The sequence below is a fragment of the Mobilisporobacter senegalensis genome (assembly GCF_003752155.1).
In the GTDB taxonomy this organism is placed as follows: domain Bacteria; phylum Bacillota; class Clostridia; order Lachnospirales; family Lachnospiraceae; genus Mobilisporobacter; species Mobilisporobacter senegalensis.
In genome coordinates this window covers 41,951-67,647 of the sequence record NZ_RJVG01000013.1, presented here as the reverse complement: position 1 = coordinate 67,647, position 25,697 = coordinate 41,951, and the positions used below count along the sequence as shown (strand labels likewise).

At 32.1% G+C, this 25,697-nt stretch carries 27 protein-coding genes and 1 riboswitch; of the genes, 19 read left to right on the top strand and 8 right to left on the bottom strand.

Annotated features, from left to right (window positions below; all coding sequences use genetic code 11):
- Positions 1 to 15: 15 nt before the first annotated feature.
- The 8 genes from EDD66_RS16390 to EDD66_RS16355 all read left to right on the top strand — a co-directional run bounded on the left by EDD66_RS16390 (position 16) and on the right by EDD66_RS16355 (position 8,640).
- The gene (locus EDD66_RS16390) at positions 16 to 201 is read left to right on the top strand and encodes a Flp1 family type IVb pilin (RefSeq protein ID WP_123610668.1); all 186 of its coding nucleotides are present in this window, start codon (positions 16 to 18) and stop codon (positions 199 to 201) included.
- Positions 185 to 2,644: a DUF5702 domain-containing protein gene (locus EDD66_RS16385; protein WP_123610667.1), complete on the top strand. Its 2,460-nt coding sequence runs from the start codon at positions 185 to 187 to the stop codon at positions 2,642 to 2,644. The genes EDD66_RS16390 and EDD66_RS16385 overlap by 17 nt, the downstream gene beginning before the upstream one ends.
- Positions 2,645 to 2,868: 224 nt before the next feature.
- Positions 2,869 to 3,780, top strand: a complete 912-nt coding sequence (locus EDD66_RS16380) for a TadE family protein (RefSeq protein WP_123610666.1) — start codon at positions 2,869 to 2,871, stop codon at positions 3,778 to 3,780.
- Between the two features lie 15 nt (positions 3,781 to 3,795).
- Positions 3,796 to 4,227: a prepilin peptidase gene (locus EDD66_RS16375; protein ID WP_123610665.1), complete on the top strand. Its 432-nt coding sequence runs from the start codon at positions 3,796 to 3,798 to the stop codon at positions 4,225 to 4,227.
- Positions 4,227 to 4,877, top strand: coding sequence for a TadE/TadG family type IV pilus assembly protein (locus tag EDD66_RS16370; protein WP_123610664.1), 651 nt, complete (start codon positions 4,227 to 4,229; stop codon positions 4,875 to 4,877). Before EDD66_RS16375 ends, EDD66_RS16370 begins: the two co-directional genes overlap by 1 nt.
- Positions 4,878 to 4,932: 55 nt before the next feature.
- Positions 4,933 to 6,342, top strand: coding sequence for a DUF6382 domain-containing protein (locus EDD66_RS16365; RefSeq protein WP_123610663.1), 1,410 nt, complete (start codon positions 4,933 to 4,935; stop codon positions 6,340 to 6,342).
- A gap of 161 nt (positions 6,343 to 6,503) precedes the next feature.
- Positions 6,504 to 7,640, top strand: a complete 1,137-nt coding sequence (locus tag EDD66_RS18755; protein WP_243115399.1) for a rhomboid family intramembrane serine protease — start codon at positions 6,504 to 6,506, stop codon at positions 7,638 to 7,640.
- Position 7,641: 1 nt separating this feature from the next.
- Positions 7,642 to 8,640, top strand: a complete 999-nt coding sequence (locus EDD66_RS16355; protein WP_123610662.1) for an SCP2 sterol-binding domain-containing protein — start codon at positions 7,642 to 7,644, stop codon at positions 8,638 to 8,640.
- A 111-nt stretch (positions 8,641 to 8,751) separates the two neighbouring features.
- Here EDD66_RS16355 and EDD66_RS16350 read toward each other — a convergent pair whose 3' ends face one another.
- A complete protein-coding gene (locus EDD66_RS16350) occupies positions 8,752 to 9,519 on the bottom strand; it encodes a sensor histidine kinase (RefSeq protein WP_123610661.1) in 768 nt (255 codons plus the stop codon).
- A gap of 97 nt (positions 9,520 to 9,616) precedes the next feature.
- Between EDD66_RS16350 and EDD66_RS16345 the strand changes: the two genes are divergently transcribed.
- Entirely contained in the window at positions 9,617 to 10,033 is a 417-nt protein-coding gene (locus EDD66_RS16345; protein WP_123610660.1) for an HIT family protein, read from the top strand.
- 174 nt (positions 10,034 to 10,207) lie between these two features.
- Here EDD66_RS16345 and EDD66_RS16340 read toward each other — a convergent pair whose 3' ends face one another.
- The 3 genes from EDD66_RS16340 to EDD66_RS16330 are packed head-to-tail and all read right to left on the bottom strand — an operon-like array spanning position 10,208 to position 12,451.
- Positions 10,208 to 11,290, bottom strand: a complete 1,083-nt coding sequence (locus tag EDD66_RS16340) for an undecaprenyldiphospho-muramoylpentapeptide beta-N-acetylglucosaminyltransferase (protein ID WP_123610659.1) — start codon at positions 11,288 to 11,290, stop codon at positions 10,208 to 10,210.
- A 31-nt stretch (positions 11,291 to 11,321) separates the two neighbouring features.
- The gene (locus tag EDD66_RS16335; protein WP_123610658.1) at positions 11,322 to 12,209 is read right to left on the bottom strand and encodes a radical SAM/SPASM domain-containing protein; all 888 of its coding nucleotides are present in this window, start codon (positions 12,207 to 12,209) and stop codon (positions 11,322 to 11,324) included.
- Between the two features lie 2 nt (positions 12,210 to 12,211).
- Positions 12,212 to 12,451 (bottom strand): TIGR03905 family TSCPD domain-containing protein, encoded by a 240-nt coding sequence (locus tag EDD66_RS16330; protein WP_123610657.1) that lies wholly within the window; start codon positions 12,449 to 12,451, stop codon positions 12,212 to 12,214.
- 321 nt (positions 12,452 to 12,772) lie between these two features.
- On the opposite strand from EDD66_RS16330, the gene EDD66_RS16325 reads away from it, so the two are divergent.
- The 6 genes from EDD66_RS16325 to EDD66_RS16300 all read left to right on the top strand — a co-directional run bounded on the left by EDD66_RS16325 (position 12,773) and on the right by EDD66_RS16300 (position 17,879).
- Positions 12,773 to 13,471 carry a 5'-methylthioadenosine/adenosylhomocysteine nucleosidase gene (locus EDD66_RS16325; protein WP_123610656.1) on the top strand — a complete coding sequence of 233 codons (699 nt, stop codon included), beginning with the start codon at positions 12,773 to 12,775 and terminating at the stop codon, positions 13,469 to 13,471.
- A 130-nt stretch (positions 13,472 to 13,601) separates the two neighbouring features.
- The gene (locus EDD66_RS16320) at positions 13,602 to 14,492 is read left to right on the top strand and encodes a hypothetical protein (RefSeq protein WP_123610655.1); all 891 of its coding nucleotides are present in this window, start codon (positions 13,602 to 13,604) and stop codon (positions 14,490 to 14,492) included.
- A gap of 108 nt (positions 14,493 to 14,600) precedes the next feature.
- Complete coding sequence (locus EDD66_RS16315; RefSeq protein WP_123610654.1) at positions 14,601 to 15,950, top strand: glucose-6-phosphate isomerase; 1,350 nt, start codon at positions 14,601 to 14,603, stop codon at positions 15,948 to 15,950.
- A 216-nt stretch (positions 15,951 to 16,166) separates the two neighbouring features.
- A complete protein-coding gene (locus EDD66_RS16310) occupies positions 16,167 to 16,436 on the top strand; it encodes a hypothetical protein (RefSeq protein WP_123610653.1) in 270 nt (89 codons plus the stop codon).
- Between the two features lie 20 nt (positions 16,437 to 16,456).
- A complete protein-coding gene (locus EDD66_RS16305) occupies positions 16,457 to 17,353 on the top strand; it encodes a M15 family metallopeptidase (protein ID WP_243115398.1) in 897 nt (298 codons plus the stop codon).
- A gap of 10 nt (positions 17,354 to 17,363) precedes the next feature.
- Entirely contained in the window at positions 17,364 to 17,879 is a 516-nt protein-coding gene (locus tag EDD66_RS16300; protein WP_123610652.1) for a transcription repressor NadR, read from the top strand.
- A 91-nt stretch (positions 17,880 to 17,970) separates the two neighbouring features.
- On the opposite strand, the gene EDD66_RS16295 is transcribed toward EDD66_RS16300, so the two are convergent.
- The 3 genes from EDD66_RS16295 to EDD66_RS16285 are packed head-to-tail and all read right to left on the bottom strand — an operon-like array spanning position 17,971 to position 20,254.
- Positions 17,971 to 18,633, bottom strand: coding sequence for an amino acid ABC transporter permease (locus tag EDD66_RS16295; RefSeq protein ID WP_123610651.1), 663 nt, complete (start codon positions 18,631 to 18,633; stop codon positions 17,971 to 17,973).
- 30 nt (positions 18,634 to 18,663) lie between these two features.
- Entirely contained in the window at positions 18,664 to 19,461 is a 798-nt protein-coding gene (locus EDD66_RS16290) for an amino acid ABC transporter substrate-binding protein (protein ID WP_123610690.1), read from the bottom strand.
- Positions 19,462 to 19,501: 40 nt separating this feature from the next.
- Positions 19,502 to 20,254: an amino acid ABC transporter ATP-binding protein gene (locus EDD66_RS16285; protein ID WP_123610650.1), complete on the bottom strand. Its 753-nt coding sequence runs from the start codon at positions 20,252 to 20,254 to the stop codon at positions 19,502 to 19,504.
- A 198-nt stretch (positions 20,255 to 20,452) separates the two neighbouring features.
- Between EDD66_RS16285 and EDD66_RS16280 the strand changes: the two genes are divergently transcribed.
- The 4 genes from EDD66_RS16280 to EDD66_RS16265 all read left to right on the top strand — a co-directional run bounded on the left by EDD66_RS16280 (position 20,453) and on the right by EDD66_RS16265 (position 24,151).
- Entirely contained in the window at positions 20,453 to 20,824 is a 372-nt protein-coding gene (locus EDD66_RS16280) for a GntR family transcriptional regulator (protein ID WP_123610649.1), read from the top strand.
- 19 nt (positions 20,825 to 20,843) lie between these two features.
- A complete protein-coding gene (locus tag EDD66_RS16275) occupies positions 20,844 to 21,542 on the top strand; it encodes an ABC transporter ATP-binding protein (protein ID WP_123610648.1) in 699 nt (232 codons plus the stop codon).
- Entirely contained in the window at positions 21,536 to 22,312 is a 777-nt protein-coding gene (locus EDD66_RS16270; RefSeq protein ID WP_123610647.1) for a hypothetical protein, read from the top strand. The genes EDD66_RS16275 and EDD66_RS16270 overlap by 7 nt, the downstream gene beginning before the upstream one ends.
- 126 nt (positions 22,313 to 22,438) lie before the next feature.
- Positions 22,439 to 24,151 carry a S8 family peptidase gene (locus EDD66_RS16265; RefSeq protein ID WP_123610646.1) on the top strand — a complete coding sequence of 571 codons (1,713 nt, stop codon included), beginning with the start codon at positions 22,439 to 22,441 and terminating at the stop codon, positions 24,149 to 24,151.
- 55 nt (positions 24,152 to 24,206) lie between these two features.
- Here EDD66_RS16265 and metK read toward each other — a convergent pair whose 3' ends face one another.
- Positions 24,207 to 25,394 (bottom strand): methionine adenosyltransferase, encoded by a 1,188-nt coding sequence (gene metK / locus EDD66_RS16260; protein WP_123610645.1) that lies wholly within the window; start codon positions 25,392 to 25,394, stop codon positions 24,207 to 24,209.
- A gap of 121 nt (positions 25,395 to 25,515) precedes the next feature.
- Positions 25,516 to 25,613, bottom strand: a riboswitch (SAM riboswitch).
- Between the last annotated feature and the right edge of the window lie 84 nt (positions 25,614 to 25,697).

Sequence of the window (25,697 nt, the reverse complement as noted above, 5' to 3'; positions counted from 1 at the left end):
TTACGGAGGGATTATATGAATAAATTTAAGGAACTTATAGAAGGATTTGTAAAAGAAGAGGATGGAATTGGTGTAGTAGAGATTATATTAATTCTTGTTATTTTAGTTGGCCTTGTAGTTATTTTCAAAGACAATATAAGTGATATTGTCGAAGATGCATTTGAAGCTATTACAGGTGACACAGATGAAATTCTGGATTAAAGAAAAAAAAGGAGAAGTTACAGCTTTTTTGAGTCTCGTTTTATTATTGATATTGTCTCTTATTGGCACTGTAATTGAAGGGGCCAGAATCAATATTGCAAAAGTTTATGCCAGCCGGGCGCTGACGACTTCAATGGGATCTGTATTGGGGGAATATTTTTACCCAATGTACGAAGATTATCATCTGTTTTTTCTTGATGGAGGATATGGAACCAGGGAAATAAATTTACCTCAGATGGCTGAGATTATGGAAGAATATATGGAGTTTTCCTTAAATCCATCAAAAGAGTATACATTATTAGGACATTCTTTTGATATGCCAACTATGAATTTATATGATGTTTCCATTGACAATATTTCCATAGAAGATACAGTAAGAGCAATGGACTTAGAAAATAAAATGTTTATTCATGAAGCAGTTGGATTCATGAAATATAAGTTACCAGCGAATCTGATTGAAACTGCTGGAGAAAAGTATACTAATTCTGAAACGTCTGTACAGGTATCAGATATTATGGAAAAAAAGATAAACCTGGAAGAGTCAGCTTATACTCTTAGTGAAAGTATGTTGGATTTAATCCGTTATATAGAAGGCATTTCTGTGGATAAAAGAGGAATTCATTATAAAAATAATTTAATAAAAACGGAGAAAAATTTTGTAAAAAAATTCTGTGTCGGGGCTATAGATAAAAATAGTTTGGCAATATCCCAGGATGTTGTTTTTGAGTCACTAATGAGCAGTTATCAAACGCCAATTGTCTGGCTTAATGAGATTATTGGATATGAGAAGAATATTAAAATTTATAAAGAACAGATAGAAAATCTTAAGAATGAGTTAGAAAGTATAAGTGATGATGATGAAGGCAGTGAAGAACGGAAGGCTCACATAAGTTCAAAGATAAATGAATTAGAAAATAAAAAGAATAAGTCACTGGAAAATATAAAATTTAATGTCAATCGATTAATAGATCTAACAGAGGGAACCCAAAACAAAATTAGTGCTGCATTAAAAGTGATTCCCAGTATCTCCATAAATCAAGAAAAGGCAGCGAATGAGGTCAAGTTGTATGAGGAGTATCTGAGTGAAAATAAAGAGAATGTTGATGAAAAATTATATAATGAATTAAATAAAGATTCTAATAAAATGAAGGAATATATTAATAATTTAGGAGAGAAAAAAGAGTATAATCTAAGTAAAAACAGGCTGGCTGCCATCCAGAATGCATTATCATGTAATTATGGGATATTAGAAGGGGTATATGCCATTAATAATATACCAATAAATGAAGCAGAAGAAAGCATAAATCAAATGATTTTATTCACCACAAATCTTAGCCAATCTTTAAAAGCATATGATACAAAAGATCTTTGGTTTGATTATAGTTCTCTCAAAATTGACCCAAATGTGAAAAATCCTGTTACTTATTTTAAAGAATTAATAAATGATGGTGTTTTAAACCTGGTTGTAAAAGATTTATCTGCTATCTCTAAAAGAGAACTTTCCGGTCTTGATCTTCCGTCTAAACTAATTGAAAAAAACAAAGGAGAACAAGTCGAAGAAGAGATTTCTAATAATATAAGCCACTGGAATGAAGATGATTATCGTGACAATTTAAAATCTTCATTTGGAGAATATGCAAAAGAGAGCAAAGAAGAGATTGGGGAAATAAATAATAGTAATGAGCTTTTAGAAATGGTCTTATTAAATGAATATATAATAGAGCATTTTAAAAATCAAAGTAGTAAAACAAATGAAAAAACATTAAAAAAAACTATGCTGGAATATGAACAGGAATATATATTGAATGGCAATTTGAAGGATTATGATAATTTTTCAGATATAGTACATAAATTATTGTTTACCCGGACAATTATGAATTTTGTATATTTATTTACGGATAGTGAAAAAAGTGGATTGGCATATGCAACAGCAGCAGCCTTAGTGGGGTTTACATGTCTTGAACCATTGATAAGTCTTACCAAAATGGCAATTTTGCTCATTTGGGCATATGAAGAAGCTTTAGTAGATACCACTGGATTATTAGAGAATAAATATATACCATTTATAAAGGGAAAAAGCAATTTTGCAATACAATATAGTGAATTATTACTTATGAACAAAAAGCTGATTCAAGAAAAAGTGACAAAGTTATCTGACAAAAGAAGTGCTTCTTATGATATGAATTATGATGAATATATCAGGGTTTTTCTGTACCTTATGAACCAAAACATGAAATGTAAAAGAATGATGGATTTAATACAAGAAAATATAAGGTATAAATATGAAGAAAACTTTTTAATGGAAAACTGTATCTATGGATATAAAGTAAAAGCAGAATTTTATATTGGGGCTAAATTTATTAAATTACCGTTTGTAAACAAAATACTAAACAGTGACATACAGGGTTACAAATATGATGTTACTAAAGAGTATTCTTACTAAAAACTTTAGGGATAAATTAGGATATCCTCTCGCTGATCCAAACATGGATCCTATATTCTTCAAACTCTATTTTTGTAACTATTAAAAATACAATTTATTAGCATTCTCTCTAAGCATCATTACCCCGATAAGAAGCAAGCCCACAAAGGGCAATAAAAATTACCCCTAAAAATAGCGAGAGGATATCCTAATTTATTCCTATTAGTTCAATGGAAGGAAAACTTATGGGAAACAATAATACATATAATAAGAATAATCGGGCATCCATTACTGTAGAAGCCAGCTTAGTACTTCCTATATTTATTTTTGGCATTATGGCAATTCTATATTTTCTGCAAATTTTACTTGTTCAAGAAATTATTCAGTCTGCAATTACCCAAACAGGAGAATTTGCATCTCAATATGCTTTTATTTATGACTACATTAAAAACTATGAGGGTGATGACAAATATAATGAGAAAAATGAAGCGAAAAACGATAGTAAATTTAATAATATTTCAAAAGAATATGTTGATATAAATAATCTTGGAGCATCTATCTTTTATCAGGCAAAGATGAAGGAATATATAAATAAAGATATTATTGATAATTCATGTGTTATTGGGGGAATAGGAGGTATTTCTTTATTACAGTCCAAATTCCTTGAGCAAAATGACATGATAGAAATAATTGCATTATACAATATTAAAATACCTGTTCCTATCTATAGGCTGGGAAATATACTTACAGTTCAATCCGTGAAGATAAGGGCATTTACTGGATATAAGCCAATTAATTATCTAATAGAGAAAAAAGAAGATGGTGCAGTGGATGATAGAATTGTTTATATAACCAGGACAGGGACGGTTTACCACATTAGGAGAGATTGTACATATATTAAGTTTAATATTTCTGAATGCAAATTTGAGAATCTCGGGGTACAAAGAAATGACAGTGGAGGGAAATATTATGCTTGTGAAAGCTGTATGAGGGACAAACACTTGGATTCAACAGCAGTTGTCTATATAACTTCAGATGGCAATCGATATCATTCCACATTATCCTGCAGTAAATTAAAAAGAAGTGTGATAGAGATTTTATTATCCAAAGTACAGGGAAGATCTCCTTGTTCAAGATGTGGTGGTCATGGAGATTAAAATAGGAGGATTTTTATGAATATATATGATACATTTGTCCAAATTCTATTGGGAGTAATCTTAGTAATTTCTAGTATTAAAGATATAAAAAGAAGAAGAATTTCAATGAGTATAATCGTTCCAGGCATCATTATTTTATTGATCTGCCTTCCTTTTCGGAATAATATTTCTATTGTAAATGGACTTTTTGGAACTATTGTTGGTATATCAATGATTGGAATTGGCAGATTAAGCAGATGGCAGATAGGAATGGGTGATGGGATCGTACTTATTCTTACCGGTATTGGCTTGGGTTTTTGGGAAAACGCTTTCCTGTTTTTATATGCTCTCCTTTTGATATTCCTGTTTTCTGTGATTTTATTATTTTTAAAAAAAATCACTAAGAAAACAACATTACCGTTTATTCCATTTATTTTTTTGGGGTATATTGGGGTGATTTTATCATAATGCTGGAAAAATATTTAATCTATACTATCAATAGACAACAGAAAAAGGAAGAGAAAATAAATAATGAAGACAGTACGTTCATACTGTTTGTATCTCGTGCAAGCTATACGGTGGAAGCAGCATTGATTATACCCATCATTATTTTTGTGATAATAGCTCTGATTTATATGGGATTCTATCTCCATGACAAATCCAGAATTCAGGCAATCCTTAATGCTAATATAATTCAGGCAGGATTAATGGTTAAACACGAATGGAATGGGGCTGGTGATGAAATTGATTATATAAATATAGATAATAGGGGAATTTACTTTCCTGTGATTGGCGATACCAAACAGGAAAGAGAAGAAATCGGAAGAATATTGGAGGAACAACTATCCATTAATTTATATATAGCGGAAATCAATGATATTGTAGTGGATGCGGATCATTCAAATATAGCGGTTAGAGTAGAAGTTGACATGAATATATCTATATTAAAAGTAAAAGAATTTTTCACTGGAAGCGGCACGAATTTTACAATACTATCTAAGGGACGTGTTCACTATCCGGCAGAATTCATTCGACAATTTGATGTAGTTGAGGGTATCGTTGATGATCTGAAAGGCTATGATGAAATTTTAAAAAAATTAAAAGCTTTTATTAAGTAAGGGGTAATCTTATAGAGGATATTATGCACAACAGGGGAGTGAGGGGAGAAGAAATTTGATCAATTCACAATATAAAAAAGATTTTGATGGCCAATATTTGATTATAGTCAGTGAGGAAGAAAATTCTAATTATAGCTTAAAAATGCTGCTAAATAATAAAATTAAGGGGCTGCTCAGTCTTGACTTGCATATCGTTGATAATGTAAAGCAATATCACTATGATATAACATCCAGGCAATCATTAACCCGGTCATTAGATAATATCGCTCTCAGATATGAGGAAGTAAAGAAAATAATGGAGGAGACTATTAAAGCTATTGAAGAAGGAAAAGAATACTTGCTACTTGAAAATGATTTTGTATTAGATCCTGATTATCTTTATATTTTACCTACATATGAAGTGAGTCTGTGTTATCTGGATGGATATCAAAAAGACATTACTGATCAATTAAGCAGTCTAATAGAATATCTAATGAATAAAGTTGATTATAATGATGAACAAGGAATACTTTTTATTTATGGACTTTATAAAATCAGTAAAGAGGAATACCCTACATTTGATAAATTATTAGACTTTATTAATAACAAATGTAAAAAGGAAGAGTTCATATCCAAGAAGAATAATAGAATTAGTATTAATAAAAGTACAGAAAAGAGTAATATTGAAAATAATAAAGATAATAATTATAAAATAGCTGAAAAAAGCAGGAGCAAGGTTAAGAGAAAGGTAGAAAGTAAAGATAAAAGTAATAAAAAATTTATAATCCCAATAATGGAAGAAAGGCTGGAAAGTGAAGAAGAAGTTATGGTTTACTCTGAAAAAGCAATAGGATTTTCAGCATTTTCTGTAATGGCTTATATTATATTGATCTTAATGGGATATAAATTTGAATTATATTATGATAAGTTTAATGAAAAATTAGACATTATAAAAATGTTTGGGTATATATTAGTTTTAGGGACCGGTGAGATTTATCTTTTAAGTAAATTACTGCACAAAAAGAATAAAATTCCTAAGATAAAAGGAAAGGTAGAATACATTAATGATGTAGATATCAATGAAACAGAGAGTGAAGAGGAGGAAAAAGAAAATAGAACTGTATTACTAGATAACTACAATTCTGAAAAGACAACTTTCCTAATAGATGAGGAACTTACTTATATATTAAAATCAACAAACTCAATAAATTACAAAGATATAAAAATCATAGAATTTCCTTTCTTTTTCGGAAAACTCAATGATCAGGTAGACAAATCGGTAAAAAGTAATGTTATCAGTAGATTTCATGCAAAAATAGAACAAAAAGGAGAAGGATTTTTTATTACAGATCTTAATTCAACAAATGGAACATACTTAAATAGCAATAGATTAAAAGCGGATGTTCCGAAAGAATTACACCTTGGTGATGAAGTAAGAATGGCGAATATCACCTATCAATTTGAAATATTAAATGAGATAATATAACTAAACATTTTATAATATTCTTATAAAAGAAGGATTTTCTAAAGAATATATTGATATCCTTCTTTTTTATTGTTTCATTGATTTATTGGATATTTATGCTATAATCAATCTAACTGTAAAAATTTATCTGCCTTATATATAAAAAGTTGGGAATGATATTGTTGATTATTAATGACATCTTATTAAAGCTGCAACAAAAGAATTATCATAAAGTAACCGTGAATGTGGATGGAATTTATCTTTATTATACGGTTATTTTGGAGCAGGCGTATGTTATATTATTATATAATATGAATCAAGGAAATGAATTTACGAAAGAACAATGTGAGAACATAACTGATCAGGTAATGAGCCAATTTGGCAAAAAGAATTTTGAACAGATTCATATATTGAATTTATTATGCACAAATAATACAGAGAAAGTCAAAAATATTCCTTCAGTATTAGAAAATTGCTGGATTGTTGACACAAAGGAACGTAAACTCATATTATTTGAGCATCAGAACTCATCGTTTCTCGATATGAGAACAATGATTGAAGAAATTTTAAAACCTATTATTATCGAACCATATAAATATGAATATACCGGTGAAGACAGAGAGATCTATAAAAAGGATACTTATACAACTCCTATTAATAATAATGAAGGGCGTTCCCATAATACAAATAATTATGGGGGACAAAGCCAAAGAAATTATTCAAGGAGAAACTATTTTACCATATGCAATACGCTCATTATCCTTATTAATGTTATCATATTTTTCTATTTAGAGATGAATGGTTCTACTATGGATACAGACTATATGCTTAATAATGGAGCAATGTTTTGGCCATATGTTGTAACTTATGAAGAGTACCATCGGTTATTCACATATATGTTTTTGCATTTTGGATTTCGTCACCTTGCCAATAATATGATTATTCTGATTTTTATAGGTGATAACCTGGAACGAGCGGCAGGGAAAATACGGTATCTCTTGATATATTTGGGTTCAGGTGTTATTGCGGGAGTCGCTTCAATGGGTTATAATATGATACAGAATAATAATGTTGTTGCAGTAGGAGCATCTGGTGCTATCTTTGGTGTTGTAGGATCAATGCTATATATCGTTCTTGTTAATCGTGGACGTTTAGAAGATATAAGTACAGGACAATTAATTATATTTGCAATATTAAGTATTTATAGCGGTTTTTCAAGTCAGGAAATTGATAATGTTGCTCATATTGCAGGATTTATAGCAGGATTACTAATAGCTGCACTCATATATAGAAAACCAAAGAAGAGAGAGGTGTATTAATTTGAAAGTAAACATTTATTACGGTGGCAGAGGGCTTATTGAAGATCCGACTCTTTATGTTATTAATAAATTAACAGAAGTACTAGAAGAATTAAGAGTAGAAGTAACGAAATACAATTTGTATGAAGATAAGAATGGAATTAATATGTTACCTAAGACTTTAAAGGAGGCAGATGGTGTAATCCTTGCCACCACAGTGGAATGGTTTGGAATTGGCGGTTTTATGCAGCAATTTTTAGATGCATGCTGGTTATATGGAGATAAAGAAAAAATCAGTAAAACATATATGCTGCCAGTTGTAATGGCCACTACTTATGGAGAAAGAGCAGCAGAATTAACTCTGATCGAAGCTTGGGAAATGCTTGGTGGTACACCGATTAGTGGAGTGAGTGCATATGTAGAAGACCATGTTGACTTTGAAACAAATCCGGATTATAGTAAAATTATTGAGAAAAAGGCAGAAAATCTGTATAGAAGTATTAATCAAAAGGTTAAAATACTCCCTACAAGTAACTATGTGGTAAAAGAAAATCTTCTTAGAACCAGTACAATAGATTTAACGCCCCAGGAAAGTGAACAGCTTTCTATGTATGTATCGGATGATACATACGTAAAGAAACAAAAAGAGGATATTGAAGAACTTACCCAGATTTTTAAAGAAATGTTAGGCAGTGAAAATGGGGATAATGAATCAGAATTTGTTAAGAATATAAGAGAGAATTTTCATCCACAAAAGGGTTTTAATGCATCGTATTCAATTAACATTGCAGATAAGAATAAGACACTAATTATTGAAATAGCTGATTCAGACTTAAAATGTTATTATGGAGAAATGGATAATGCAAATGTAATAGCAAAAACCACCCATGACGTAATGGAAAGAATTATAAAGGGACGAAGTACATTTCAAAATGCATTCATGGCAGGAGAACTTACTGCAAAAGGAAATTTTAAAGTCCTCAGAATGTTCGATACCATTTTCAAATTTGATATTATATAGAATTCCAAATTAGCACAGACAAATAAACATTAATAAATTTAGTTTATGTAATAAACTTAAATATACTAATGCTTCAATAGGATCTATGACAGTATGTTATGAGAGAAAGAATTATAATAATGGTAACATAATATGAAAACTTGTTATCTCATCATCAGAAAAAGCTTGTATATTTCCGCCATGAGAGGAAATAACCCGGCTGGCAATTGCAAGGCCAAGCCCAGTTCCGCCTGCTTTATAAGTGACAAATGGTTCAAATATATTTGGAAGCTCATCTTCTTCAATTTTTTTACCATTATTGCTTATGATTATTACCATATAAGTATTACCATCAATATTTTTGCAAAGTAGAGCTGGATCTGCGTTAATTTCAATATGTATAAATCCTTTTTTACTAATTGCCTCAATAGCATTTTTAATAATATTAATAAAGACTTGTTTCATCTTAATCTCATCACAGGAATAAGATTTAATATGCTTTCTTGAGATATCGGATGCGTCAAGACATATATTAATATTTTTATCATTACTAATTAGTCTGAAATTATTTTTGATATTATCGATCAGCTCATACAAATCTACATTGGATAAACGGATTTCTTCACTATGGTTATAATTGGTATATTCTTCTAAGATTGATATGGTATAATTTATATCACTTCTTAATTGGGACCAATACGGAATCTGTGTAATTTCAGGGTTCTTTTTCTCCATTAGTTGAACTGTGCTATGTATCAGAGTAATCGGATTACGAAGTTCATGTGAGATGCTAGAGAGCATATACCGGCTCTCTTCTTTGAATCGCCTCATAATGTGACGAAATTCAGGATGTTCCCGACATAGAGTTTCAATTTTATATAGTTCTTCATCTGTAAACATAATTATACCTCCAAGAAAAGATTATCATTTTTTGAAAAATTAAGCAATACTAAAACATCAACAATTATCGACAATTATAAAGTTAGGAGTTTTTTATATGAAAAAAGACGAGTGCATTTTTTGTAAAATAGCAGCAGGTGAAATTCCATCTGCATGTGTTTATGAAGATGATGATTTTAAAGCTATTCTTGATATTTCACCAGCATCAAAAGGTCATGTAATTATTATTCCTAAAAACCATGCAGATAATATTTTTGATCTAACGAAGGATGAAGCAGCAAAAGTGTTCGTAATTGCTGCTAATATAGGTAAAATATTAATGAATGAATTAAACTGTGATGGATTAAATGTGTTACAAAACAACGGTGCAGCAGCAGGACAAACAGTTTTTCATTTTCATATGCATTTGATTCCAAGGTTTGAAAATGATAAGGTTAAAATAACATGGACCTCCACAAAATATATAGAGGGTGAGATGGATCAATTAGCAAAAGCCATTAAGGAAAAACTATAACTAAAAAAGAATGTTAAAATATAACCTTATTTGTAAACATGTAAAATTATTATGAATAATGCAAGAAAGTCTATGCTCTCCCTTCACACAGTGTATTGTAGGGATAGCATAGACTTTCTTATAATTATAGGGACAGGAATATAACAGACTCTTATTATATATTCTTTCTACTGATTATATTTTTGTTTTAGATTCCTCAATGACTTCATTAATTAAATCTACGATAGTATCAATAGAATTTAGTAATTTACTATGATTCATTGTATTAATATAAGTTTCTTTTTCTTTATACACAGTATTAATGGCTTCTAATAATGTGATATTTGTTAAATTTTCTTCATGCAAGACATAACTAAAGCCTTGACGCTGAAAAGATTCTGCATTTAATATCTGATCTCCCCTGCTTGAACCTGCAGATAAAGGTATTAATATATTCGGTTTTCTTAGGGCCAATATTTCGCAAATTGCATTAGCACCTGCTCTGGATATCACTAAATCAGCACAGTCTAATAAGTCACTCAGCTCTTTTTTAATATATTCAAATTGAACATAGCCAGGTGTTTTTTGTAAATTTTCATCTAATTTATCTTTACCGCATAAATGAATTACTTGGAAATTCTCTAATAAAGTTGGCAATATACCCCTAATTGAATCATTTACAAAAACGGAACCAAGACTGCCGCCAATTACAAGTATAACAGGCTTGTTTGCAGTAAATCCACAGAATTCAAGGCCTCTGATTTTATTACCTGAGAATAATTCTTTACGAATTGGAGAACCTGTAAGGACTGCTTTATTAGCGGGAAGATTATTAAGGGTTTCAGGAAAATTAGCACAAATTCTGGATGCAAAAGGGATTCCTATTTTATTGGCTAAACCAGGTGTAATATCAGATTCGTGGATAATATATGGGATTCCTCGTCTTTTCGCTGCTAAAACAACTGGTACTGTTACAAATCCTCCTTTAGAGAAGATGATATCAGGGTTTAATTTTTTTAACAGGGAAGAAGCTTCTCTGAATCCTTTTATTACTTTAAAAGGATCGCTGAAATTTTTAGGATCAAAATATCTTCTTAGTTTGCCAGAAGAGATTCCATAATAAGGTATATCGAATTCTTCAATCAATTTTCTCTCAATACCATCATAGGAACCAATATAATGGATATCATAGCCTGATTTTTTTAGTTCAGGCAAGAGGGCAATATTGGGTGTAACATGTCCGGCAGTCCCCCCGCCAGTTAATACTATTTTTTTCATAATAAGCCTCCAGGTAAAAAATTATAAAGTATCAGGAAAACCGTTCTCTGTATCCACATTTTTGGCAAAGTTCCTCCGCTACTTTACGATTTCCAAAGTTTTCAATTATATTTTTTGCTTTCGTGGAATTTAATATATTATCTAATTCATCCTGATATATATTGCCCAGGTTAATGATACCATCTTCATCAAGGCAGCAAGGTACTACGGTGCCATCTGCTAAAATTCCCAGCTGGGTTTTTAAGCCATAACAATATCCAGTATCTCCAACATAGGAGGCATTAAGACTTGGCCAGGCAAATTCGTAGTCAAAATTTAGATAGATTTTATTCATTAGTTTTATTCCTTTATTCCTCAGTTTGCTGTCCGTAATTGAGGAATAATCTAAGGATGCAAATTCCTGATTTAAAATATTTAGAATATATTTATTTCTTTCCATTGCTTCTTTGGTTATGTTATCTTTATCAAGATTCCATAATCTTAAGGCGGTAATAGAATCTGTATTTTCATTAAGATATTTTGCTGTTATTATTATCTCTTTTAGATAAGAATCCAATTCCTTAAGTCTTGATATGGCTATATCTTCAAAACTATGCAAAGAGATGTTAATTTGTCTTAGAGCAGGTGCATGATATAGTACATTTCTTGCAGAAGAAATTTTCGTACCATTGGTAGTAATATTTGCATATATATTTTTTTGATGGCAAAGATCCAGTATTTCACCAAGATTTGGATGAAGTAAAGGCTCTCCTTTAATATGGAGATACACATAATCTGTATATGGTTCTACTTTATCAAGAATTTGTGAAAATTCTGTTAAAAGCATAAATTTAGGTAATCTTTTCAGTGGTGGACAAAAACTGCAATTTAAATTACAAACATTTGTTATTTCGATATAAATTCTTTTGAATTGTTTCAATGCTACTCCTTTATACTTTTAAGAGCTTTGGCCAGTTGATCGGGACAGGAGGTTTCTCTAAATCCACATCTTGTTCCTTCCAGCTTTTCGATGACATCATCTACAGACATACCAACAATAAGTTTTGCTATTCCAGCAGTATTGCCAGCACATCCATTTTTAAACTCTACAGATTTAATAATATTATTCTCTACTTCAAAATCTATCTCAGTGCAGCATACCCCATGAGTTTTATATTTCATTTATTTAAATCCTTTCAAATATGTAATTACTATTAGGAGGGTGCTTCATATTTAGAATCAGAATCAATTCTCTGGTAGAAACCAATTTACTATCATTGTAATAAAATTCAATAAATAGTAAGAGTTCAATTCCATATAACATTCTATACCAGTGATAGGAGTTTTGCAATCCAATATGAAAATAAATACCATAGAAAATAATATATGATATAATGAAAATAATGAGCCAAGCGCGAAGCATTTGGCGAATATAACAAGATCATGAACTTGTTCATGATGTAATATAATCTATACATTAATATTGCAAGCGAGGAGAAATTTATGAATCATATTGGAATCATTGGAGCAATGGATGAAGAAGTAAATATTATGAAGGAACGTATGGAAGATGTGATCATCACAAAAAAAGCATCAATGGAATTTTATAAAGGGAAATTATCTGGAAAGGATATTGTTGTTGTACGAAGTGGAATTGGTAAAGTAAATGCTGCAGTATGTGCACAAATCCTTGTGGATGAATATCAGGTTGAAGGAATTATCAATACAGGGGTAGCAGGATCTTTGCGAAATGAAATTAATATTGGTGATATTGTGTTATCAAAAGATACAGTTCAACATGATATGGATGCCACAGGATTTGGCTATGAGCCGGGAGTGATACCTCGCATGGATACATCAACATTTATTGCAGATACCCTTCTTTTAAAAACAGCAAGGGAAGTATGTGAAGAAGTGAATAAGGATATAAATGTATTTGTCGGAAGAATTGTGAGCGGGGATCAATTTATTTCAGAACGAGGAAAGAAAGAAAGCCTGGTTAAATTATTTGATGGTTATTGCACTGAAATGGAAGGAGCAGCAATTGCTCAGGCTGCTTATCTTAATAATATACCATTTCTAATTATCCGTGCGATTTCAGACAAAGCAGACAACAGTGCTGAGATGGATTACAGTGAATTTGAAATGAAAGCAATTGAGCATACGGTAAAGCTTCTACATGAATTAGTAACAAGATTATAGGCAGAATATAAATTGTCAGAATGCATTTTTTGTGCTATTTTGTCTATCGAAATTTCATCTCCTCCCTTTTCAAATTTATAGATATCCGTTATAATATTTGTAAATTAATGGAAAAGCGAGGAGATTTTTAATGGTACAAGTTCAAGAATTATTTGATAATAATATATTATTAATTTTAATGTCCGTATTATGTAGTCTGGGCATATTGGTTAAAATTCTTATCTATGGAATATATAAAAATCTGATAAAATCATCTGATAATATGGCAAATACGAATAATAAATTGATGAAATTAGTCAAAATGAAGTTCGAAGCCTGCTACAAATTGAAGATTGGTGTTAATAATGTGGATATTTTTGTGGATAAGTATATGTATAAGTATAAATTTTGTGGGATATTGTTATACACATGGGAAAATATAAGTGGACAACTTCTAATTTTATGCCTACTAACTGGTGCAATTGGCGCAGGTTTAGCTGTTTATTATGACTGTGGAAAAACGGCAATTTTATCCACATTTTTTATTGGGTTACTTACAAGCGCCTTGTTGATAATTTTTGAAAGCTTTTTAAATCTACCGGCGAAACGGAATATTATTCGGATAAATATGAAAGATTACCTTGAAAATATGCTAAAAGTAAGATTAGAGCAGGAGAATTTTTATCCTGAAAAATTAGAAGAATATCGGAATGAATATTTCATTAATGAGAATGAAGAAAGAAATACAGACAATACAGACAAACATAATGTTTCCCAGCATTTAGAAAAAAAATCAGAGCAGAAAGTAAAAGGTAAAGATTTATTACATATAGAAGATACTGCGGCAGTAAAAGAGGAAGTACAAAATGGAGTCAATTATATAAAAGGAAATAGAGATAGAAAAAGAGAAGATGGACAAGCTAAATTTAGTTCCAAAAATGACAGGAAGTTAAATCCTGATAAAAAAACAACAGAAAATTATAAAATCAATAAGGAAGAAGAAGAAATTATAGAAGATATTTTAAAAGAATTTATGGCATAATGTAAATCATGCTCTAATTTCTCGTGTAAAATAGCTATTGATAATAAAGAAATCATTTGTTAAAATAATGGTTAAGCATAAAATAAAAGAGAAAAGGAGTGTAATATTATGGCAGAAAGAGTTACATTTGATTATTCAATAGCTAAAAAATTCATTTCTGATGAAGAAGTGAGAATGATTGAAAAAACAGTTGAAAATGCAAGGAATGAATTAGTTGGAAAAAGTGGTGCAGGGAATGACTTTTTAGGATGGATTGATCTTCCTGTTAATTATGATAAAGAAGAATTTGCACGTATTAAGAAAGCTGCTGGTAAGATTCAGAGTGACTCCGAAGTACTTCTGGTAATAGGTATTGGTGGTTCATACCTGGGTGCAAGAGCAGCTATTGAATCATTAAGACATAGTTTTTATAATAGTGTATCAAAGGAAATTAGAAAAACACCTGAAATCTATTATGTTGGTAATAATATTAGCAGTACGTATATCCGCCATCTTATTGAAGTAATCGGAGATAGGGACTTTTCTATCAATATGATCAGTAAATCTGGTACTACAACCGAGCCGGCGATAGCATTTCGTGTATTTAAAAAACTTCTTATTGAGAAATATGGTAAAGAAGAAGCGGCAAAAAGAATTTATGCAACAACAGATAAATCAAGAGGAGCTTTAAAAAATTTAGCAACGGAAGAAGGCTATGAAAGTTTTGTAGTTCCTGATGATGTTGGCGGTCGTTTCTCAGTTCTTACTGCGGTTGGCTTACTTCCGATTGCAGTGAGTGGAGCAGATATAACAAAGCTTATGGAAGGTGCTGCCAGTCAGAGAGAACGTTGTTTGAATGACGGTTTCACAGATAATGATTCTATGAAATATGCAGCTATCCGTAATATTTTACTTAGAAAAGGTAAGAATATTGAAATATTAGCAAACTATGAACCATCTCTTCACTATGTATCTGAATGGTGGAAACAATTATATGGTGAAAGTGAAGGAAAAGATCAAAAAGGTATCTTCCCGGCATCTGTAGATTTAACAACAGACCTTCATTCTATGGGACAGTTTATTCAAGACGGACAAAGAACAATGTTCGAGACAGTGATTAACCTTGAAAAACAAAAACATGAAATTGTGTTAGAAGAGGAAGAAGTTGATCTTGATGGATTGAATTATCTTGCTGGAAAAACAGTTGATTTCATGAACAAAAGTGCGATGAAGGGAACTATTTTAGCTCATACAGATGGAAATGTTCCTAATTTAGTTGTAAATCTGCCAGAAGAGAATGAATATTACATTGGACAATTATTCTATTTCTTTGAGTTTGCCTGTGGATTAAGCGGATATATGTTAGGTGTAAATCCATTTGATCAGCCAGGCGTAGAAAGCTATAAGAAGAATATGTTTGCATTACTTGGTAAACCAGGTTTTGAAGACCAAAGAGAAGAATTATTAAAGAGATTATAATTAAATAGATAGATGAAGTTTTAAGAGGGTGTCACAGAGTATTCCTGTGACGCCCGTTTTTATGGTATGGGAAAAGGGTATCCTGAACAAAAAGAACTTTTTATTTAAGAAACCAGTTTGCTTACTATAGACAGTAGAGAGGACTGTTGCTATAATACTAAGCAAAAGTGATACATATGGTATTACCGGATTAATTATGAAATGGAGAAAAAATGTATGTTTCGTTTATGGGGTAAAATATTTAAAGACAATAGAATGCTTCGTGATGTAGTAATATGTAATGATGATAAAATAAATAGAACAAGAAAAGTTTACAATGCTATTGATAAAGTGTGTTATGAATTTGATTTATCTAAACCATTATGGTTAGAGTCCAATATAGATGATTTTAAACGCCATGATAAAACCAGGTTTACAAAGGATAATTTTATTGATGGAATAGATTTTGATTTTCTTGAAATCCATGTAATAGAGGAAGATGATTAAGAGGTGGTCCTATGAAGGTCATGAGCATTTTTAAAAGGATAATATTATGTTTATTGATTTTATCAATCGTGGGGTATCTCTTTTTAACTTTAAATGGAAAGAATCAAGAATCTGTAACAGCAACAGAGGAAAATGATCCTAAAGAGAATTTTAATGATAAAATAGAATCAGAATATGACGAAAGTTCTGAGCCGGCAAAAAGTAAAAGTACAAAAAGAAATGCATATGATAATGATAATTCAAATATTATAGAGAAAGAATCAGAGGATCAAATGCAGGTTGAAAAGGAAGACAGAATAACAGCCACTTTCAATACGGGAGAAGTTAATGTGAATGAGTATTTTACCAAGATTAAAATAACAGATGAAATCTATGACAGGATATATAATAAATCTTACAAGAAAAACTGCCCTCTTCCATTAGAAGATCTAAGATATTTAGAACTTTTATATTATGGCTTTGATGGAGAAACTCATGTTGGAGAAATGATCGTAAACAAAAGAATAGCAGATGATGTTATTTCCATCTTTAAAGAATTGTATGAAGCAGAATACCCAATTGAACGAATGGAATTAGTAGATGAGTATAATGCAGATGACAATGCTTCTATGTCAGCAAATAATTCATCAGCATTTAATTTTCGCTATATTGATGGCACAACAACATATTCAAATCATGGGAAGGGGTTAGCAATTGATATTAATCCTCTTTATAATCCTTATGTGAGAATGAAAAATGGAGTCAGGGAAGTGCTGCCTGTAAGTGGAGAAAAATATGCAGATCGCAGCATTGACAATAAATATTATATTAAAAAAAATGATATTTGCTATAATATATTTACAAAGTATGGTTTTACCTGGGGTGGAGATTGGAAAAATAGCAAAGACTATCAGCATTTTGAAAAGTCAATAAAGTAGGAGGGGTTACATGGAAGGACATGAAAGAAGAGAGAAATTAATAGAGATTTTAAAGAATAGTAAAGAGCCGGTATCAGGAAGTGAATTGTCAAAATGTCTTGGAGTGAGCCGTCAGGTAATTGTCCAGGATATTGCTTTGCTGCGTGCAGTCAACAAGAATATTTTATCAACTACAAAAGGATATATTCTATATTATCAGGAAAAGCAAAAGGTAAATCGATGCTTTCTTATGAAACATACTACGGATCAAATAGAGGATGAATTGTGTACTATAGTTGATAATGGAGGGAAAGTATTAGATGTTATAGTTTCACATGACATATATGGTGAGATAAGTACCAACCTGATTATAACTACCAGACAGGATGTATATGATTTTGTAAATAAAGTAAAGACAAAAAAAGTGCAGCCTCTTAAGGAATTAACAGATGGAGTTCATCTTCACACAGTGGAAGCCGACTCAGAGGAGATTTTAGACAGGATAGAAATAGCATTAAAAGGGAAAAAGTATTTATTGGAAAAATAGGCAAAATGGAAACAATGGAGGGAACTTATATATTTCTCAGTATTCAAGATGGGAAATATATAAGTTCTTTTAGAATTAAGATGAGACAGTATTATTGAGACATACTCATTCTTTTCTCACCATATTTCTGAATCTTTGAAAGGACTGTACAGAAAAATAAGTAGATCACTGCAACCTCACAATACAGAATTAAAGGTTCATATAGTTTTGCGGCGATTTGCTGTGTTGCCATAAACATTTCAGTAACAGTGATATTAGCAGCAAGGGACGTATCCTTTACAAGTCCGATAAAAGAATTAAATAAAGGAGGGAAAGCGGTTTTAAATGCTTGAGGTAAAATAATAAGTCTCATTGTTTTAAAATAGGACAGACCAACACAATACCCGGCTTCTAACTGCCCTTTTGGCACTGACAGGATTGCGGCCCTAAGTGTTTCAGAAGCATAGGCACCCACATTTAAGGAAAATGCAATAATTGCAGCTGGTAATGGATCCAGTATAATACCAATATTAGGAAGACCATAGAATATAATGAAAATTTGTACTAGTAATGGAGTTCCACGGATAATCCAAACATAGAACTTTGCAACATGTTTCAAAACTTTAATATCTGCAATTTGTATAAGGGCAACCAAAAGTGCAAGAACTAATCCCAGGAAAAAAGAAATTAAAGTAAGTGGAATGGTATAAGTGAGTCCTGGAATTAATATTTTCATAAAGGAATTTTGTAAGATCTCTATGGTGCGGGCATCCATTACAAATACCTCCTTTCTAATGTCACAAATTTATTCTTGTGTAGAAACATCAACTCCAAAATACTTTTCAGAGATTTCTTTTATAGTGCCATCTTTAACTAATTCATCAAGGGCAGTATTAATAGCCTTCACGAAAGTATCATTATCTTTCCTGATCAAGAATGCATTTGAACTGACTTCCTCTGATAAAGCAGCAATTTTCACTTTAGATTCTGGTTTTTGCTTTACATAATCATAGAAAGTTAAATTGTCATTTATTGTAGCATCGGCTCTGCCTGCAAGTACTAGTTCAATAGACTGATTAAAACCATCCGTTCCCACTAACTCTGCGCCATAACTTTCGGCTAGAGCGCCCCAGTTACTTGTAAGAGATTGAGCAGATTTTTTACCGGACAGATCTTCAAATTTTGTAATATTTTCATTAGCTTCAGCCACTACAAGAGCCCCTCTGGTATATGTATAAGGGGTAGAAAAACTATATTTTTCCTGACGTTCTTCTGTAATACTAACTTGATTTGCAATTAAATCAAAACGTTTGGCATCAAGGCCAGCAATAATACTATCCCATTTGGTTTCAACAAATTCCGCTTTTACTCCTAATTTTTCTGCCACAGCCTCTGCTATTTCTACATCATAGCCAACCAAATCTCCATTATCATCATGGTAAGTGTATGGTGCATAGGTACCTTCTGTTCCGATCTTGATCTCTCCAGCATCTTTAATACTTGTAAGTAAATCTGTAGAAGTAGATTTCTTATTTCCACATCCGGTAAGAGCTCCAATAATCATTACACTAGTAAGTATTGCTGCAATTGTACGTTTTCTCATAATCTGATCCTCATTCTTTCTGTTTAATATTTTATTTTGTTTATATAACGTAATCAAAATCATTGATAATTCTTCTTAAAAATTGTTTTGTTCGTTCTTCCCTCGGATTTGTGAAAATATCAGAAGGAGTACCTTCTTCCACAATTTTACCTTTATCCATAAAAATCACATGGTTTGCAACTTCCCTGGCAAAGCTCATTTCATGGGTCACTACAAGCATCGTAGTTCCTTCTTTGGCCAGTTGTTTCATGATAGTAAGTACTTCTGAAATTAGTTCCGGGTCTAAGGCTGATGTTGGTTCGTCAAACAGGATTACATCCGGGTTGAAAACAAAGGCTCGTGCAATACCGACTCTTTGCTGCTGGCCGCCTGAAAGTTGTGATGGATAATAATCATATTTTCCCTCCAGCCCCACTTTATCCAGAGCTTTTTTTGCTTGTTCATAGGCTTTTTCCGGTAAGACCTTACGAGAATGTATCAACCCGATTGCCACATTTTCTAAAGCCGTTTTATTATTGAATAAGTTATAGTTTTGAAAGACAAAGCCGGTTTTCTTACGAAGTTCAGAAATTTCTTTCTTCTTGATATTTGTAAAATCTGCAGTTAATTCATTAAAGGTAATCAGCCCTCTATCTGCTTTTTCTAAAAAATTTATACAACGTAAAAGAGTGGTTTTACCTGAACCACTTGGTCCAAGAAGAACAACAACATCCCCTTTTTGTATTTTTATATTAACACCATCAAGTACTGTATTTTTATTAAATGATTTGTGAATATCTTTAATTTCTAGCATATTTTCACCTCACACTCTAAAGCTATTTAAACTTATAGGAATACTATGAATTAATCGTATGTCAGTAGTATATAGTTATAAAGCATAAATGTCAAGGCAAAGAAACAATTATTTAAAAATCCCCTTGACAAATATAATTGTACTATTGTACTATTTAATTAATACAACGGTACAACTATTTAGAGAGGAGACAAACATATGGCATGGGAATTAAAATCTGATAGATCTATATATCTGCAACTGATGGAATATATACAACGGCGTATTGTATCCGGTGAATATCAATCCGGCGACAAATTACCTTCTGTAAGGGAGCTGGCAGCAGATGCAGAGGTGAATCCGAATACAATGCAAAAAGCATTAGCAGAGTTGGAACGGGGTGGACTTATTTATACAAACCGCACCAGCGGAAGATTTATTACACAGGACGAGGCATTGATTCAGGAAACAAAACACGCATTAGCAAAAGATCAATTATCTGACTTCTTAGAGAAGATGAAACAGCTTGGATTTGTAAATAAGGATATTAAGAATATCTTATTAGAAGCAGTAAAAGAGTTAGAGCAATGATAGGAAGAGAGGAAAATGTATGAATATCATATTAGAATGTGAATCATTAACCAAGAAATATAATGGATTTACTGCATTATCAGATGTTAATTTAACCTTTGAAAGAGGTAAAATAATCGGTTTATTAGGACCTAATGGGAGTGGCAAGACGACACTGATTAAATTAATTAACGGACTCTTAGTTCCGGATAATGGAAAGATTCGAATAAACAACATGGAACCGGGGGTAGAAACTAAAAAAGCAGTATCATATCTTCCAGATAAAACTTATCTTAATGATTGGATGAAGACAAAAGATATTATCGATTTTTTTGGAGATTTTTATTTGGATTTTGACAAAGTAAAAGCATACGAAATGCTTAAGAGGCTTAATATTAATGCAAATGATCGATTAAAGACCATGTCAAAAGGAACCAAAGAAAAGGTGCAGTTAATTCTTGTTATGAGCCGAAATGCAGATCTTTACTGTTTAGATGAACCAATTGGAGGAGTGGATCCGGCTTCCAGAGAATATATACTAAATACCATCATTAGTAATTATAATGAAAATGCATCGGTCCTTTTATCAACACATCTAATTTCAGATATTGAAAATGTATTGGATGATGTTATTTTTCTCCAAAATGGTAAAGTAGCAATGACTTCATCTGTGGAAGATATAAGAACCAATCATGGAAAATCTGTTGATGCATTATTTAGGGAGGTATTCAAATGTTAAGTAAACTGATAAAACATGAATTTAAAGCGACTGCCCGATATTTTACACTGATTTTTTTAGTAGCGCTTATATTGACACCAGTTACAAAAATAATTGTTAGTTTAGATATTTATAAAGGATTTCTACAAGTAATACCTACTTTCTTTATAATGGCATATGTATTTTCATTAATAGGTATTGCAATTGTTTCAGTAGTTGTAATCATTATCAGGTTTTACCAGAACCTGATTTCTTCAGAAGGATATCTCATGAATACCCTTCCTGTAACATCATCACAACTTATAATTAGTAAAGTGGTAGCAGCTTTTACATGGACAGTAGTAAGCATAGTATTTATTATAGCTTCATTAATTTTCTTTGCTTATTTCCCCGAATTAAATAATTCTGGTAAAAATTTTGATTGGATGTTTCAGATTCAGAATGATTTTGGGAAACTGGGAATAACATTTATAATACAATTTGTTATTTTAGCCACTATAGGGATTTTATCTAATATCCTATATATATATGTTTCCATCGCAATTGGACAGATGATTAGCCGTAATAAGATAATTGGTGCAATTGCAGCAGCTATTGTTATTAATATCATTACACAGATATTCTCAGCGCTCTTTTTAATACCAATTGTTTTTCTGGGCGTAAATGTAAATGATCCATCGATAATAGTACAATGGATTTTTCCCATGAGTATAGCAGCAACTGCTATAATGACCGTAATATATTATTTGGTTACAGTTTATATTATGAAAAAAAAATTAAATCTTGATTAATGAAAGAAGGCGCTTTTCTGCTATACCCGGCTGGAAAGCGTTTTCTTAATTCTTAGTACAAGAATTGTAATATAATTGTGGTATGCAACGTATGATAATAAAAATGACATAGTTAGGGGGGATTGGATGACAGAAGATTGCATAGCACAAATTGTAAGCAATGATTATGCAGACTTTTTGGTTCAATATACAATTGATATAACCAGGTTACAAGAGCAATATCAAACGGAATGTATTCATGAAATCAGTTCGCGGTTTGCTGTCGTTCATATCCCTGTAAGTAGAATTACAAATAGAAGTATATATGAATTTACCTATGCGGCATTTCCTTCTCTATATACAACAGTTGATACCAGTAGTTTGGAAGCTTCAGGTATATTTAGAGTTCAGACTCTTCCTAATTTTGCCTTAAGAGGGCAGGGGATTTTAGTTGGCATTGTTGATACAGGCATAGATTACACCCATAGGGCATTTAGAAATGCAGATAATACAACGAGAATCCATTCTATATGGGATCAGTCCATCCAATCGGGAAATTATCCGGAAGGATTTTATTATGGAACAGAATATTCCAGAGAGCAAATCAATGAAGCACTAAGTAGTGAAGAACCCCTTTCAATTGTTCCTAGTACAGATGAGAATGGCCATGGAACTTTTCTGGCAGGAGTAGCAGCCGGCAGCACGGATGAAGAAAATGATTTTACTGGTGTTGTTCCAGATGCAGAATTTGTTGTTGTTAAATTAAAAGAAGCAAAACCTTATCTAAAAAGCTTCTTCCAGGTTCCAGAAGACGCATTGTGCTATCAGGAAAATGATATTATGCATGGTGTGAAATACTTATATGAAATGGCGAGATCGTTAGGCAGACCAATCGCTATATGTATCGGTCTTGGTTCTAATCAGGGAGGGCATGATGGAAGGGGAGCATTATCTACTTATATATCCACAATCAGTGATCAGGTCGGTGTGTCTGTCGTAGTGGCCAGTGGCAATGAAGGAAATGCAGGCCATCATTACTTTGGTACGATAGACCGTGCAATTGGATCGGATACGGTAGAATTAAGAGTGGGAGAGAATGAAACAGGATTTACCATGGAGGTTTGGGGATATGCTCCTAATACATATTCAATTGATATACTGTCTCCAACAGGAGAATACATTCCAAGGATACCAGCCAGATTAGGTGAATCAAGAGAGATTAATTTTATCTTCGAGCGGACTACTATTTTTGTGGACTACAGTATTATTGAATCTGAAACAGGAGATCAGTTAATCTTGTTAAGATTTCGGGATCCTACTCCTGGCACCTGGAGATTTCAGGTGTATGGAAGAGGAGATTTAATCCATAGCTTTCATTGCTGGTTACCAATTACCGGGTTTATATCACCGGATACTTATTTTATAGAATCTAATCCTGATACTACAATAACTTCTCCCGGAAATGCTTATGTACCACTTACGGTAACTGCATATAATCATCGAACAGGAAGTATTTATATTAATTCCAGCAGAGGATTCACAAGGACGAATATTGCAAAACCTGACATTGCTGCGCCAGGTGTAGATATTCAGGGACCGGTATTTAATAATGAATATGGAATACGCTCAGGCAGCAGTTTGGCGGCAGCCCAGGCAACAGGAGTTGCAGCAATGCTATTGGAGTGGGGGATCTTAAGGCAAAATCTTAGGATCATGGATGGCTACGAAGTTAAGAATTATCTCATTAGAGGTGCAAGGCGCACTCCTGGGCAGTTATATCCAAATACTCAGTGGGGTTATGGAATATTAGACATATATAATACATTTATTAGCTTAAGAGGGGAAATACAAGAACCATAAAAAGACTATTGCAAAATATTAAAAATTTTGCAATAGTCTTTTTATTATTTGAGAACTATAAATATTTTTTCAGTAAATCAACTTTATCAAGTTGTTCCCATGGTAAATCAAGATCATTTCTTCCAAAGTGGCCATATGCAGCAGTTTGTTTATAAATTGGTTTTCTAAGATCCAACATTTTTATAATACCAGCTGGTCGAAGGTCAAAATTATCACGGATAATATCTACTAGAATATCATCTTTTATTTTACCAGTTCCAAAAGTATCAACCATGATAGAGGTTGGTTGTGCTACACCGATTGCGTAAGAAAGCTGTATTTCACATTTAGAAGCAAGGCCTGCAGCTACAATATTTTTTGCTACATATCTGGCTGCATATGCAGCGGAACGGTCAACTTTTGTACAATCCTTACCAGAGAATGCACCCCCGCCATGTCTGGCATATCCACCATAAGTATCAACGATGATTTTACGTCCTGTTAATCCACTGTCACCATTTGGCCCTCCAATAACAAAACGTCCGGTTGGATTAATAAAGAATTTTGTTTTTCCATCAATTAATTCTGTAGGAAGTACCTCATCAAAAACATATTTTTTAATATCTTTATGAATTTGTTCCTGAGTTACTTTGGAATCATGCTGAGTGGATAATACAACAGCATTCAGATGTATTGGTTTACCATTTTCGTCATATTCTACCGTTACTTGTGATTTTCCATCTGGGCGAAGATAAGGAAGAGTACCATTCTTTCTAACTTCTGTAAGTTTACGTGTAAGTTTATGGGCAAGAGCAATTGGGTATGGAAGATATTCTTCTGTTTCATTAGAAGCATATCCAAACATCATACCTTGATCGCCGGCGCCGATTGCTTCAATTTCTTTATCAGACATGGTATTTTCTTTTGCTTCAAGTGCTTTATTCACACCCATGGCAATATCAGAAGATTGTTCGTCTAAAGCCACAATAACACCGCAAGTATTGGCATCGAAACCTTTGTCTGAGGCATCGTATCCTATTTCTCTTACAGTATCTCTTACAATTTTTTGAATATCAACATATCCTGTAGTTGTAATTTCACCCATTACAAGAACTAATCCTGTGGTAATTGCTGTTTCACATGCAACACGGCTCATTGGATCCTGTTCTAATAAAGCATCTAGTACGGAATCTGATATCTGGTCACAAATTTTATCCGGATGTCCTTCCGTTACAGATTCAGATGTAAACAATAGTTTTTCCATATAATTCCTCCTTAGTCTGGTAATAATACCATGATGATTTCATACTCTATTGATCTTCTCTTTTAAAGGCTATTGCATCAAAAAAGTCCATCATAAGATGGACTTGATAATTTCTCAAATCCTCTTATTGTTCGATAAATCGCTGAGATTGGCACCTTCCATATTATGGGGTTGCCGTGGTTTCACAGAGCCTTCACTCTCCACCACTCCAAATAAGAGAAATATAAATAGAATATTGAATTCTTTTAATTTTCATCTATAGGATAAACGTTTTGATAAGATTCGTCAAGAACTTTATAAAAT